The organism is Acinetobacter schindleri CIP 107287 (genome assembly GCF_000368625.1).
GTDB lineage: Bacteria > Pseudomonadota > Gammaproteobacteria > Pseudomonadales > Moraxellaceae > Acinetobacter > Acinetobacter schindleri.
This window is the reverse complement of the sequence record NZ_KB849576.1, coordinates 826,954-840,505: the sequence shown is the minus strand read 5'-3', so window position 1 is coordinate 840,505 and position 13,552 is coordinate 826,954. Positions and strand designations below refer to the sequence as shown.

Below are 13,552 nucleotides of genomic sequence, written 5' to 3'. Positions count from 1 at the left end.
TTATATATTTTCCCCCTATTTTCCAATAATTAACTTCATAATTTATTTAATATTTTAAAATTGGCTAAGTGCATAAATAATCTATTAATGAACTTATTGCTCTGATTTTTATTTTTAACAATTCGTAATCTTGGATTTTCGTTTGTCTAAGTTGTTCAATTTTAAATTGAATATCAGGAAATTGATTTTTTAAATCTTCCAAAGCTTTAACTTCTTCCTCAAGTAACTTATTTTCACTCTCAAACTCTTCTTTTTTCAAATTTAGTTCTTGAAGGGTAGATGTTGACTCAATGCAAAACTGTGATCGTAGATCATGCAAATTTTCAGCTTCAGTATAGGTTGTTTGTCCATATCTACTTTTTGCAACATCAACCGTTAAATAGCCATCTTTAACTAATCGAAGTATTAGCCGATAAACACTTTGATAGTTAACATTACTATCCACTACTTTCAAAAGTTTAACTTTATCCCAAAAATCTACAGTTTGCCATGATTCAATATTGTAGCTACAGAATACTCGTGAAAGTTCTTTAGGTAATCCTCCCATAAATAACCGAAGTTAAAAGTAGAGGTTAAGCAGCCATGAGAGGTGGCTTTCCTTTGTTTGCTTGGTGTGGTCTTTCATAGTTGTAATGCCACAGCCAACTCGTTGCATAATCTTGTACTTCTTCCAGTGTGTCAAATAGATGCTTGCTTAGCCAGCTATAACGTATAGTCCGATTATAACGTTCAATATACGCATTCTGCTGTGGCTTACCTGGTTGAATATATTCAATACGAATACCTTGTTCAGTTGCCCAGCGTACAAATTCATGACTGATAAACTCCGGGCCATTGTCACACCGAATAACTAACGGCTTTTCTCGCCACTCCAGCAACTGATTCAACGTACGAATAACTCGGATTGTAGGTAATGAGAATCCTGCTTCAATCGCTAAGCCTTCTCGACGGTAGTCATCAATCACATTTAATAATCGGAACTTTCGACCATCGATCAGCTGATCATGCATAAAATCTAATGACCAGACCTGATTTTCTCGGATTGGTTCTTTCAATGGTTCAGGCGCGTGCCGTTTTAGTCTTCTTCTCGGTTTAATACGCAGATTTAGTGCCAACTCACAGTAAATGCGGTAAACCCGCTTGTGATTCCAGCAGTGATTCTCAACATGTCGTAAATATGAGAAGCACAGACCAAATCCCCAATCGGAATTTTCCTCAGTGAGTTCAATGAGCTGTTTAGCAATTAATGCATTGTCATCGCAAAGTTTAGCCTGATAACGGTAGCAGGTTTCACTAATGCCAAATGCAGAGCAAGCTAAACGGATACTAACCGCATGCAGGGCAACGGCTTGTTGAGCCATCTGACGTCGGCAAGATGGCTTCACCACTTTTTTGACATTGCTTCCTGAACAATCTCTGCCTTTAATCGCTCTTCAGCATACATTTTTTTTAGTCTGGTATTTTCTGCTTCCAGCTCTTTCAGTCGAGCCATCAATGAGGTATCCATACCGCCATATTTGGCACGCCATTTATAAAACGTGGCATTACTCATGCCATGTTCACGACAAAGGGTGGCTACAGGTGTGCCAGACTCCGCCTGTTTTAAAATGGACATGATCTGGCTGTCAGTAAATTTAGATGTTTTCATGCAGAATCTCCTGCTCGTATCTTAAGAGAAAATTCTACTTTTAGATCCTTTTATTTTTAGGGGGGATTACCTTTAAACATTGGTAAATTTTGAATTTCCATATTCATCGCTCAAATAATGAGGATTATAGTCCGTGGATTAAAACCCTTCAATTCCTGATAGTTCTTGTATTTACGGTTGTCACCTATGAATCAAGAACTAGCTCTGTCGATTGGCTCTAACATAAGGGAAACTCGAAAAACTAAATCTATTAGTCAAGAACAATTAGCCTTATTAACAACGATTGATCGTAGCTATTTGGGGCGAATTGAAAGGGGAGAAGTCAGCATTACTGTTGAAAAACTCTACCAAATCTCACAAACACTCAATGTTGACCCTAAAATATTACTCCCGTGATAAATATTTTTTGAGAAGATGGGGAGCTAGTAAATGGTCGATCTTCAAATTAGTTCTTAACTTTACCTCTTCTATAATATCTATAAGTGTTTCGGTATTCTGATGAAGTTGTGATTCTAAATCATCAATTTGTGTACGTAGATTTTTATTGGTATCCGTTAGAGCCTGCCTTGTCTTTTTATTTACATAAAGTTGTTGTTCCTTGGTCTTTAGGTTTAGTGGTGAAATCTGCTCAGATACATACAGAGATATAAGCTTCTTCCGTTCAGTAGAACTCAAAGTACTTAGCCCACCTGATATATAGCCCTTAGCTGTTAGACGGCTATGAAGAGCTTTGTGCGAAATAGGGGACTTTTCAAAACCTTCAATCAACATCATTTGCAATTCTTGTTCGATGACTTCATCTAATTGTTTACCACGTAACATATCAGGCTTCCTTAGTCTCAATTTTTTGCTGTTCTATAGCGAACAGTTCACTTAAGGTTGTTGGTAATTTAGCGATCGCATCTCCATAAGGGAAAACGGGAACAGGAGTTAAACTATTTTGTCTATTAAGTGCTTTTGTTTTTAAGTCACTTAAATAAAGTATTTTTTGACGTAAGTCCTCTAGCATTTCTCTATAAGATAAATCAGGGACTACGATTTTCTCTATGTGTGCAAACTCATCCAGCAACTTATTCAAAGTATGTTGTAGAGCTTCTAATTCGCCTTTACGACCAGTTAAAGCAAAGTTTCCACATTGACCACCTGATTGGCATGCAAGCCGTTTAGGGCAATCGTGGACTGCCACTTCACGCATACATCCACCAAAAGGTAAGGGGTGTAAACAAGCATGGCGTTGTACTAAAGAATTGGCTAATGATTGATCTCCTTCAACCAATTCATTAAATGATTCTGCGATATCTTGAAAATATTCATCAAAGAAAGATTCCTTTACATAACTCGCTACTTCATTCTTTGAATCAAAGGTTTGTAAGTTCATCTTTAGGTTATTTTCTAAATCCAATTGGTCTGAAAAGTACATTAATCCATCATTTTTGATAGAATCAATTGGGTAGTCTGGCTTTAGTTCTTGTTTATCATTTTCGTAAAGTGCCAATTCATGCTTTTCTAACAAGCTAGCAGTGACTTTACGTTGTTTTAATGCTAAGTGTTGATAATATTGATTTTGCTTAATGTCTACACGCCCCATTAGCATTGCTTGCAGATGTTCAGCTAAACCACTGAGAGCGAGAAAAGTATTAATGTTATGACGTGGAATATGACTTGTAAGTTTTGAATGCTCTTTTTCATTCTCAAGTAAATTATATTTTTCAAAAACAGACTTACTTAAAGAATTTCCGAAAAAACTATTTATTAACATTCCATTTAGAGGAATGATGTTTGTTTTATTGATGAAAGCTCTTTGTAGAGTTGCAGATCTAAACTCATGAATAAAAAGCAATTCTTCATAAGCAATTTTTTCAGTTTTTCCTTCATAATTAAAAACATGATCTATAGGGTATTCAGAGTCATAATTTGCCAATCCTTTGATGAAATTATTGATATCATGCTTTAAATAATATCTTTCAATTCTTTGACCAGATTTAATCTCCTTGAAAATAGGTACATTTTTAAGAGTTTTAATAATAACTTCACGCTGTCCAGCTCGACCTCTATAGGTATCTTTAACTCCAAAAATAGTTCCAATCAGGTCATCTATTTCCACATAATCCTGAGCAATATCATCGATAGATTTTGGTAAAAAATCTGAACAATTTTTTGACCTAATATAATGAAGATGTTCTCTATATTCTTTTGTGAGTTCTAACACAGTTTGAATTATTGTCTCAACCAAATTTGCAGACAAGGGCTCAATCCAATGTATTCTAAATCCAGCACCTTTTGCACCATGATATTGAATTCCCAAAGTGTATTGCTTGATACCATCCAAAGTTAGATGCTCTTTTGTTACTGGATCAAGTATAGGTTGCTTAATCAATGCATCTGTTTTTAAAAGGATTGCTTCCGTTGAACGTAAACCAGTAACGATGAGTAGTAGTAAAAGATTCAAAACAATCTTTTCACCATTCGTCTCACACAAACTGATGAGTGAAACAATATTTATAAAAGTACGAACAGAAATCAGTTTCTCTTTATCAAGATCATCCTCATTTAGTTCTAACTGATCTATTAACGCTTTAGTTTTCTTAGCATTTGGTGTTCTATTTTGACGACCAATATATAGATATTTTTGTGAAAATTCTAAAGGTTGTTCAGTAAAGCCGTAGTTATTTAATATCTCCTGTAATCTAAGGTATGTACCAGCATGATCAGGAAGATTTGTTTTACTTGAGTTTTCTATCAAAATCTCAAATGACTTATTTAAGATTAGTGTAGACAATTGACAAGGATGCACATTCTCAATGTTTTCAATATATAGGGCGCTGAACCAACGTTTTAGTATTAAAAATTCTGCATATAGTTTTTGGGGTGATGCTTTAGAGTTAGATTTTCGATAGCTAAGTATTAATACTGATTTAATAAATTCTTGAAAAATAGGATCAATGGTATTGTTTTCGATACCTTTCAATTTTTTAATAGCGCCAAAAGTGAAATGTGTTTTACCACTTCTAGATAACAACCATCCTGATCCAATTGTACCACCATACCAAGATGAGTCACTCCAGCTCCATTTGAAGTTCGCCTGAAGATTTTGATTAAAGTATTCTTTTTGTTCGTTAATGAATGCGTTATATTTTTCAAGATTCATTGTGATCTTCCTTATGCATAGCACAACGAGCAATTACAGATTCAATTTCGAATTTAGTAGATTCATGAACTCTAATTAAAGGATTTCTAGAAATACCAATACCATCTGATAGCTTAATGAGTTCATTGATTTCACTTTGTATACTTTCTAGAACATTACTATGATTAGCATCAATAAAAGGATGAAAGTACATACAACCATAGCAGTTACGTACAGGTTGAAATAAACACTTATCTTCGTAGGAGCATCCACCAATATCGTAATGAATTCTGCTACCAATATTTCCAAGAACTTTTTTCTGATTCCAATCTTTTTTATAAATTAACCTTCCAGTGAGAAGCATAGCGATCATTTGTCGATATAAGGAGTTTTTCCCAAGTGCCTGTGCTCTAATTTGAGCAAGTTCAGGGGTAGAGAAAATATAATGTCTAGCTGTCACTACAGAAGAATGACCTAAGATATATGCAATTTCCTCAGCAGAAGACCCTGCCATTGCCAAACTATAGCCAACATGATGCCTAAAATCAGAAAATGAGTACTTTTGCTTTATCATTTCATCTGCAAGAACAGCTTCTTTGTACTCTTCTGGAGCAAAATCAAATAATTGTGTATTAATCGCTTTTGAGCAAAAGCGTGCAGAATTTTCACCTAAATCAAATAACTTATCTTTTGGACTTAAGTTAAATCTTTCGATATAAGCAATGATGATTTCAGCAACTTCTTCTGGAAGTTTTACAGCTATCTTCTCATGTACATAACGTGCTTGTTTTGCATAAGGAATTAGTATGCTATAACGATGGAATTGATCTATCGTACGTGTGGTATCTATTTTTATATCTTCAGCAGATAACTTAGCTAATTGCACAGGTCTAAGACCAGTTACATACACTAAACCAAGTATTGATGAGTAAAGTAGTTCTTGATTATCAATACCTTGAAAATCATCCTTGATAACTTGGTTTAACTTGATAAAACCTTGTTGAATCATTGAAATAAGAGGGTAATCAATAGAATCTTCGTATTGTTGGTAATATAATTTTGAATTAAATGCTTGAGGACGTTCAAGAAATTCCAACTCATATTCGTGGTCAAGATCAAAGCATGAAAAGTTCTCGAGAAATAGTAGCTTCACCAAAAACTTAAAATGATAATAGTATGTAGAATTATCGGCTTTTGCTAAATCAACCAATACAGATTTTGCATTCTGATAATCAAGCTTTAAGTTTCTAGTTTTTAGCGACTTAATTGTAAAAGTGTAAGCCTGTAATTTAGCTTCAAGTGAAGATGGTGTATTAACTTGAATGTAATTAGCTAGAAAAAATTTAGCCAATTTTTTCTCTGACGTGCTGAAGTTAGAGAAGTTTAAGTGAAGCTTTTTCCCTGAATAAGAAAAATTCCAAACATCGTTAGATGTTTGAACGAACTTGCTATCAAATTTATCAGCTCTATGAAATCGAATGATTGTCGGTAAGTGTAAAGATTCTATAAGCCTAAGATCAGCATCGTAGAAAATAATAAATTCACTATGACTATTATTAATTTTTTCAAAATCTAGACTAAGTTGGGACATATTTTTATCAATCAAATTTAATACTGGAATCTATTATCCGAGCCAAGTTCATAAAATTAGCACGTTCTACAATAAAGCGTTTACCATAATATTTAGGCATTGTACTTGTAGGTGACCAACCACCTAAGGCTCTTAGATCATCCTGTGCTTTTAGAAGAGCATCATTTACACTTTGTTTGAGATCCGAGTGGCTAAGATTTTCTTTCTTATACTTCTCAAAAGAAAAGCTTAACATCATATAAGCCCAAGAATGCCTACATACATGTGGAGTTAAACGTTCTATTGAATCATAAGCTGAAGTATCAAAGCACTCAGGTAACGATGCTTTTAATGATAAATCTACCTGATCAAATATTTTTTTAACACTGGCATAACTTAAAGCAGAGTAGGGAGGCTTTAAAGATGTAAATAAGATTTGTGATGGAATTTCTTTTCGGATTTCATTTATATAAATTTGAAGAATTCTATAGTCTCGCTCCTGTAGTTGAATTACTCGGTACGAATATTCATTTTTGATTTTTGGCTTTTTTGATCGATCATCGAACTCATCATCTGTATTTGTAATAATTAAACTAAAGTTATGTTTCTGAATTGATTTTTTAATGGAATTAGTTGTTAGTAGCATGAGTTCACCAATTCTAAGACCATAGTTAAGCATGAGATGTATGATCAGAAAGTTTCTGAGTTGTACGCTTTTAGATCTAAAAGGATTTAATTCATTGTATTTTTTAGAATTACTTGGTGAAATAACTGAATACAATCCTTTAATCATTTCCTGATTCATACTTTTAAAATTGTGATTTATCTCACTTTTAATTGTTTTATTAGCTTTTGAAAAATTATTTATAATTTTTTTCTTTATCATCATGTATTTATTAAAGTTTTCTTTAATTTTTTGAATCTCCTTTAAAGTAAGTTGTGGCTGTGATTGGATGCTTAGGTATTCATCAATCAAAAAACTGTAAAACTTTAAAAAGGATCTAATTCTATGACCAATTGTCGTGTAATTAGTTTGGTCTGTATTTCTTAGCCGAATAAGATTGCTTTCAATTTTTTTATTATTTTCTAAATAAACAATGAAATTATCAATTTCACCTTGAATGATCTCAAAATTGTAGGATGTCGAGTAGAACGACTCACAAAAGGATGTCGAAAACTTTTCATGCCAAAATTCATACCAAAATTTTAATGCTATCAAATCTGCATGCTGCGTGGATATGCTTTGAAATCTAAGGAACTTCATTGTGTACAGCATGGGGTACAAACATGGACAAGATGAATCCAGATCAAATAAAAGAATAATTTGATTTTCGTTTGAGACTTTCTTTTCTAAATTAATTGTTTTTAAAGCAAACATAGTAAAGTTTATGAAGTATCCTTAAGGTCAACATATCATATTTTATAAGTGAAATAGAAATCACTTAAGTTATTGAATTTTGGTTTAAGAAAGAAGGATATGAAGTTATTGTTAGGTGTATCGGATTTAACATAATATACATTATACGCAATACTATTAATAATACGATTATCTATGTTGTTGCTCAAGCAACTTATATTTTTAAAGTACTTCAAACTCAATCCGACGGTTTTTCTTTCGACCTTCAGCTGTGGTATTTTCCGCTACAGGTTTACTTGCACCTAAACCATCAGTACTGAGCAAATGTGCTGGAATATTTTTTTTGATTAAATAAGTCTTTACTGCTTCTGCACGTTGCTGACTCAATTGCAGATTTTGATGAGCATTGCCTGAACTATCCGTATGTCCAATAATCCGTATTTTTTTAGCACCCACCTTGTTTAAAGCAATGACCATTTCATCCAGGATCTGTGCACCTGAAAATGCTAATACCGCACTACCAGATTCAAACTCAATGATTCGATTCTTTAATGCTGCATCAATGATCTGCTGTTCAGCCTGATTGACTGAAAGCTGGGTATTTAAGCGGTAACTTGCTGGCGTTAATCCCTGAAATTTTGCTGTAGTTTCCTGAATTTCATGGGGATTTGATAATTTACCTGTGAGCTGAATATCAGTACCTTTTACTGTTAATTTACCGTTTTTGACCTTTTTCAGGTCTTCATGAATTACTGTACTGACTGTATTTGACCAGTCTGCTGGTGCGGTGACCTGACGGATCTGGATGCGGTCCACCACATTTTTCTGCCCATAAGTTGTATATAATTTATTCAGTATTTCCTGTTTGGTAATCTCAGTGGGTACAGCACCTTCAATAATGATCGGTTGCGCACACACTGAAAAACTCAACAAAAAAGATATTAAGAGATTGATTTTATATATTTTTTTTAATTTTAAGTATTTGTTTTTTATTTTCATTTTATGCTTCTACAAATGTTTGTTTAAATAACTTGATTCCTTGAGCCAGACTCATCTGACGCTCACTTAAGGACTTTTCCAAGGCTGCCAAACCTGCATTATTTTCTAGATACTGATCAATCCAGGCTGCATGGATCAAGGATACCCAGTGTTGACTATCTAAGTTTTCGGTAAAAATATCACTTAAAGCCAGTATATCTGCACCTTTAAAACCAAATAATAAAATAGGCTGTTCTTTATGTAATATACCAATCAACAGTTCTGTATGATGATGTTGTACAAACTGGATAATCAGGCTGACCCAAAATGCTGCAATTTCATAGCAATAACTCATATTATGAATAGGTAAAATCAGTACTTTATTCAGACGACCGGTACCTTGCTGGATAATTGGTTGCAGTAACAAACCCAATCCAATCAGGCTCTGTGCCAGCTGATAGGCACTCAGATTCATCAGCTTAGCAAATGAATGAATTGTATGATGTTGATAAAATTCCTGCGCTTCTTCTTGGCTGGGCACCATAATCTGGTTGCTCAGCTTACTCAGTTTATCCAGCAAAATATCAGTATCACGAATGGAACGCATTACCCGGTTACATTGATAAAGCTCAACCAGAGCCGATTTGTAGCGCAATGGCGAATACATGATATTTTCAAATGGCTGTTCATGCTCAATCAGATGACTGAGCATCATTGGAAACTGCCGCCCTGAACTGTCTTCACTGGCAATTAAGTTAGCCAGCAAAAATAGTTTTTCTTTGGGATTGGCAATAAAGAAATCCAGCGCGGGTAATTGCGCATAGGTCTGCTTGAAATCTGCCTTCTGCATGGCAAACTCCAATGCTTCCGTAATCCACTGATCAATCAGTTGAATGAGCTGATATTGTCCACGTGACTTGAGAAAATCGCCACGTGCTGGACATTTACCATAATAAAGTGGTGTGGTTTTTAACTCATGCATTACTCACCTCCACCATTTTCTTTAACTTGAAATGAATCCTCATCATGGTACAGCTGCTCCCGTATTAGCTAATGCCGTGGCCGGATTGTGTACCGATACAGGAACACTTTGCGCAGCCACGACACGTACCGATTTATTGGAAACGACCTGATCCATCAGTTGCAGGTTGGCATAGTTTGGCTGTCCGCCGATAGAACTGGCATTCTGGCCACTGACCAGACGGAAGTTTACTTTTACCAGGAGTTCCGGGTCTTCCTTGCTCTTCCAGACCATCTCAAAGTTGCTGCCTTTCTGGGTACGTTGTGCACTTTCAATCAGACGGTTAATGCCATATTCGCCCGGTTCATCAAAAATGGTATGCGTTTTCCCTTCAAGATCCACTAGGGTAATGCGTGCGCCTGGAATCGCGCCCGGATTTGGCCAGACAAAGTTCACCCATTGCTGTATGCCATTTTCAAACAGCATGCGTTGCCCATCGATATCAAAGGTATAAGCTAAAAGCTGAGGATTTTCCAATGGATAGAACTGGAAATTGGACTGGCTTGCAGCAGGAGCTTTACCCTGCCCCTGTTTTAGTTCGCCTGTTGCAACCCCATGAGCAGGTGCGACATAAGTCTGAAAATTTGCTACAAAAGCCGGGTTCAGACTGATTCCCAGATCCTGCCAGGTTTTGGAGGTCAAGGTATAGCCACGTCGGATCACCAGTGGATCCAGATGTTCTTTCACAAAGCGTGCAATACTGCCACTTTCACCAAAAATCTGGTTAATTTCATTGGAAGTGGCCTGTAAGGTTGCCTGACTGCTAAAAGGATATTTTTGAGCCAGATTCTGGCTAAATGGCTGATAAGATTGCATGGTCCAGAGCTTGTTTATTTCAGCTTGTGCAGGAACCAGCAGTCCCTCAAAGGATTGGGTTAATGGTGCAACCAGAAGTTTTTGTAACAGTTGCTGATCCAGCTCTGTCGTCCCCGCCGCCATTTTCTCTGCCACAAATTTTTGGCTGGTGTTAAAAATGGAGTTCTGTTCATGAATGGTCTGTTTGACCAGAGCCATACTGGCAGGACCAATATCACCTGAGCTTTTTAGATCATTGAACTGGCTGCGGATTTTTGCCATTGACTGCATGTAACCATCCAGAAGCGATTGATTCTGCAGATCATCGCGCTGACGTACCATCTGATAGAACATCTGGAACTCACGTGCAATCACACCATGCCCTAACGGGCTATTGGCCTGTTGCACTTGCTTCGCTTCATCACGATTCAGCACTTTGCGCTTAAACCAGGCAATAAAGCCTTTTTGCGGCACTGCCAGTTCTGCCTGAACCATCGGATTATCCCAGCTGGTCTCTTGGGCCACACGTTGGATCAAGATACGGATTGGAGAATGTTCCGGTTCGCCCAAGAGATCCATCTGCTTGATCTGCTGATTGAAATCGCCTGCTTTGGCATAATGAATCGCGTTCAGGAATTTACGCCATTCTGCAATATATTCTTTCTTATAGAGCTCAGTCAGTTGACGACGGATCTGCTCAGGACTACCACTAAAGCTGAGATCATCAGATTGCGTGGTATTCAGCACCCAGTCCCGACTATCGGTTGTGCTGCTCGCTGCCTGCTCGATGGCTTCCTGTACATAACCTTTCCATGCCGGATAGGTATAAATTCCCGGCAAAGCATAGCTTCCCAACATGGCATTCTGGTTGGTTTCACCCAGAATCTGTTTGACTGTCATTGCGGGGAAACGCACGGCCGCACGACTCTTGATTTCATTATAGACACGGTCACGTGCAGAAATACCGGTGGTAATCGCTGTCAATATCTGACGGGTCTGATCCACCAATACTGCATCAGAATTCAACTGAGGGAAACTGTTTCGTCCTGACAATGTAATGGCATAACCCAGAATCTGCTCGGCTTTCTGGAGCATTTCACCCCGCGGTATTTCACCGCGGTTTTGTTCCAGCCATGTGCGCCAGAAACGTGTCAGCTGATCACTTAAATGACTGGAATCCATATACTGGCGATTGCTCAGCATCAGATAGGTTTTTAAGGCATTATAAGCATCCTGAGGATTCTGGTCTGAAGGTTCAGAAGCAATCTGGCGGCCTTGCGCCACATGATTCATTTTCACCTGAATATAATTTTCTTTTAGCACCGCTTCATTTGCCTTAACACGTTGCAGATACTGTGCAATCTGCTGCTGGGTAGGCTGAAGCACTAGCTGTTCAATACCCTTAAGGTATTCAGTTTCCAGTTTTTCTCGAATCTGGTTACCCTGATATAAACCAAAGCTGTATTTCAGTGGACGGTCCTGATCAAACTGATCCAGTTGCTGCAGATGCCCCTGTAAAATCATTAAGGCATCCAGTTGATGGCTCAGTGAACGGTTGGCTTGTGCCTGTATCTGCACCACTTTATTCAGGTCGGCCTGAACTTCAGCAATGAGCTGTTGGTTATTGCGATATGACCATAACCATAAACTGAGGACAATCGATAACCCAAGAATTGCACAGGTAAAGGCCATAAAACGCTGACGTTTTTTTGTCGGGTTAATATGCTGACGTACCAGATGCTTGTCTTTCAGGATCACATTGGAAAACAGGCCTTTCAGGAAATAACCGTGGTTCTGGGAAACTGACTGTTTCGGCAGACCAATGTCACTGTCATCACTGTGGATCAAATGAAAATCATCCGCGATCTGTTCCGTCATTGGGCTTTCAATTACGCCATCCTGCAAGGCACTGGTAAAGTAAAAACCACGGAAAATAGGTTTAAACTGGTATGGATTTTCCTGGAACAGTGTAGAAATAAAGGTTTTTAAAACCGGTTTTAGGCTCTTAAATTCCAGTGGAAAAGTCATGACACTTGGAGAAATGTGCTGTGAATGCCGACGGCTCAAATGCGTTGTACTGACACTTTTCAGACCATCGTATAAAATATTGTAATGCTTCTCAAACAGCTCCAGCGCCTGCTCGCTGGAATTTGCCGTATACGGTAAAGTCGCGCCCCAAACCTGATCAAATTCCTGCGCATCATAACAGTCAAAAAATTCGGTAAATCCGGCAATCAGGTCCATTTTGGAAAAGACCAGATACACGGGAGCAAAGACTTCTAGACGTTCAGTTAGATCCTGAATACGGGCACGCAGATTTTTGGCTAATTTAATGGATTTTTCCGGACTCTGGCTGACCAGCTCGGCAATACTGACAAGGACAATCAGACCATTCACGGGCGCCTTTGAACGATTTTTCTTGAGAATATTCAGAAAACCGAGCCATTCGGAATGGTCCTCAGCATAGACCGAATAACGCCCTGCCGTATCTAGTAAGACTCCTTCGGTTGAGAAAAACCAGTCACAGTTACGGGTCCCGCTTAAGCCGGAAGACACCATCTGTTGATGATGTTCTTCAAATGGAAAACGTAAACCGGAATGGTAAATGGCCGAGCTTTTTCCAGCAGCAGGATTGCCAATCACCATATACCAAGGCAGTTCATACAGTGCCATATTCCCCTTACGATCTCCAAGTCTGGACTTGCGGATCAGTTGAATTGACTCCTTCATCTGCTGCTGGATCAACTGCAGTTCTTCTTTATTCTTATGTTTGTTCTGTTCAGTTTCGGTTGTACTGGCAATAGCCTCGGAAAGTTCCTCGCCTTTTTTGGCATGCTGATAATGCTGGATCAGTGTATAAATCCCCCAGACTACCAGGATCAGACTATAAACCGCCACCAGCATCCAGAACACACGGTCCGATACAGTGTTTTTCATGGAAATAATCACCACGAAAAATGACAATGCCATCATCACTTTTGGATTGGTCACATACTGCCAGACATATCCCAAGATCGTATAAAATAATGTATTCACTGTAATCTCTTATATTTCTT

Annotated in this window: 10 protein-coding genes; 1 reads left to right on the top strand and 9 read right to left on the bottom strand. The window is 37.5% G+C overall.

Annotation, left to right across the window (positions count from 1 at the left end; genetic code table 11):
- Positions 1-64: 64 nt before the first annotated feature.
- Both F955_RS11515 and F955_RS11510 read right to left on the bottom strand, forming a co-directional pair.
- Positions 65-547 (bottom strand): hypothetical protein, encoded by a 483-nt coding sequence (locus tag F955_RS11515; protein ID WP_004894671.1) that lies wholly within the window; start codon positions 545-547, stop codon positions 65-67.
- 25 nt (positions 548-572) lie between these two features.
- Positions 573-1,648 (bottom strand): IS3 family transposase gene (locus tag F955_RS11510; RefSeq protein WP_087835735.1). Its coding sequence is split into 2 segments (ribosomal slippage): positions 573-1,396 and positions 1,396-1,648, totalling 1,077 coding nucleotides; the frame shifts between segments, so codons are not numbered across the junction.
- A 186-nt stretch (positions 1,649-1,834) separates the two neighbouring features.
- On the opposite strand from F955_RS11510, the gene F955_RS16405 reads away from it, so the two are divergent.
- The gene (locus F955_RS16405; RefSeq protein ID WP_004894668.1) at positions 1,835-2,044 is read left to right on the top strand and encodes a helix-turn-helix domain-containing protein; all 210 of its coding nucleotides are present in this window, start codon (positions 1,835-1,837) and stop codon (positions 2,042-2,044) included.
- On the opposite strand, the gene F955_RS11500 is transcribed toward F955_RS16405, so the two are convergent.
- The 7 genes from F955_RS11500 to tssM all read right to left on the bottom strand — a co-directional run bounded on the left by F955_RS11500 (position 2,033) and on the right by tssM (position 13,532).
- Positions 2,033-2,470, bottom strand: coding sequence for a hypothetical protein (locus F955_RS11500; protein WP_004894662.1), 438 nt, complete (start codon positions 2,468-2,470; stop codon positions 2,033-2,035). The genes F955_RS16405 and F955_RS11500 overlap by 12 nt on opposite strands.
- Position 2,471: 1 nt before the next feature.
- Positions 2,472-4,796: a hypothetical protein gene (locus tag F955_RS11495; RefSeq protein WP_004894660.1), complete on the bottom strand. Its 2,325-nt coding sequence runs from the start codon at positions 4,794-4,796 to the stop codon at positions 2,472-2,474.
- On the bottom strand, positions 4,786-6,366 hold the full coding sequence (locus F955_RS11490) for a site-specific integrase (RefSeq protein ID WP_004894656.1): 1,581 nt from the start codon (positions 6,364-6,366) through the stop codon (positions 4,786-4,788). The genes F955_RS11495 and F955_RS11490 overlap by 11 nt, the downstream gene beginning before the upstream one ends.
- 7 nt (positions 6,367-6,373) lie before the next feature.
- Complete coding sequence (locus F955_RS11485; RefSeq protein WP_004894654.1) at positions 6,374-7,723, bottom strand: site-specific integrase; 1,350 nt, start codon at positions 7,721-7,723, stop codon at positions 6,374-6,376.
- 201 nt (positions 7,724-7,924) lie between these two features.
- Positions 7,925-8,701 (bottom strand): OmpA family protein, encoded by a 777-nt coding sequence (locus tag F955_RS11480; RefSeq protein ID WP_026056703.1) that lies wholly within the window; start codon positions 8,699-8,701, stop codon positions 7,925-7,927.
- A 1-nt stretch (position 8,702) separates the two neighbouring features.
- Positions 8,703-9,662, bottom strand: a complete 960-nt coding sequence (tagF, locus tag F955_RS11475) for a type VI secretion system-associated protein TagF (protein ID WP_004894649.1) — start codon at positions 9,660-9,662, stop codon at positions 8,703-8,705.
- 42 nt (positions 9,663-9,704) lie between these two features.
- Complete coding sequence (gene tssM, locus F955_RS11470; protein WP_004894646.1) at positions 9,705-13,532, bottom strand: type VI secretion system membrane subunit TssM; 3,828 nt, start codon at positions 13,530-13,532, stop codon at positions 9,705-9,707.
- Positions 13,533-13,552 lie beyond the last annotated feature (20 nt).

What these genes read in the sequence shown, in the direction of transcription:
- F955_RS11515 (WP_004894671.1), bottom strand. Translation starts at nt 547, where the DNA reads ATGGGAGGATTACCTAAAGAACTTTCACGAGTATTCTGTAGCTACAAT.
- F955_RS16405 (WP_004894668.1), top strand. Translation starts at nt 1,835, where the DNA reads ATGAATCAAGAACTAGCTCTGTCGATTGGCTCTAACATAAGGGAAACT.
- F955_RS11500 (WP_004894662.1), bottom strand. Translation starts at nt 2,470, where the DNA reads ATGTTACGTGGTAAACAATTAGATGAAGTCATCGAACAAGAATTGCAA.
- F955_RS11495 (WP_004894660.1), bottom strand. Translation starts at nt 4,796, where the DNA reads ATGAATCTTGAAAAATATAACGCATTCATTAACGAACAAAAAGAATAC.
- F955_RS11490 (WP_004894656.1), bottom strand. Translation starts at nt 6,366, where the DNA reads ATGTCCCAACTTAGTCTAGATTTTGAAAAAATTAATAATAGTCATAGT.
- F955_RS11485 (WP_004894654.1), bottom strand. Translation starts at nt 7,723, where the DNA reads ATGTTTGCTTTAAAAACAATTAATTTAGAAAAGAAAGTCTCAAACGAA.
- F955_RS11480 (WP_026056703.1), bottom strand. Translation starts at nt 8,701, where the DNA reads ATGAAAATAAAAAACAAATACTTAAAATTAAAAAAAATATATAAAATC.
- tagF (WP_004894649.1), bottom strand. Translation starts at nt 9,662, where the DNA reads ATGCATGAGTTAAAAACCACACCACTTTATTATGGTAAATGTCCAGCA.